The 596-nt window shown below is 49.7% G+C and carries 1 protein-coding gene; it reads left to right on the top strand.

All coding sequences use genetic code 11. The features are described from left to right. Positions 1-596 (top strand): MGH1-like glycoside hydrolase domain-containing protein (locus R7R78_RS27905; protein WP_263856346.1); only part of this gene is annotated, 596 nt, incomplete at both ends.

Genomic DNA, 596 nt, shown 5'->3' with positions numbered 1-596 from the left:
TAACGCAGCGGACGGCGAGCTGCTTGGCTTCTCTATGCTGCAAGAATCGGTGGATCAAGCCTCTTACATGTACTCAGACAACAAATACTTAGCGGAAATGGCGAAGTTGGTGTCCGATGGCGTAGAAGGTAAAGACCGCGCGCAAGAATTCCTGAACGGCGCAGAAAAAATCAAAACGTACATTAACCAATGTATGTTTGATGAAAGCACAGGATTCTTCTACGACATTCACTTAAATGTGGCTGAAGATGGCACTACTCCTGCGCCTCTTGCAAATGGCTGTGCGGGTTTGCCTATTGTAGAGCGTGGACGTGGCCCTGAAGGTTGGTCGCCGCTGTTTAATGGTGCAGCAACGCAAGAGCGTGCCGATAAAGTGATCGCGGTGATGCGTGATCAAGACGAGTTCAACACGCCAGATAAATTCCAAGGAACGGGTGTGCCTTTGCCGACCGCATCGCAAACCAACCCTGCTTACGGTAAAGATGTGTACTGGCGAGGTCGTGTGTGGCTAGACCAAGTGTACTTTGGCTTCCGTGCGATGGAAAACTACGGCTACAAAGAAGAAGCGATTGCAATGGCGAATGAGTTGTTTAACA

The organism is Vibrio sp. 2134-1 (assembly GCF_033339495.1).
The sequence above is the reverse complement of the archived record's forward strand: the minus strand, read 5'-3'. Positions and strand labels throughout refer to the sequence as shown.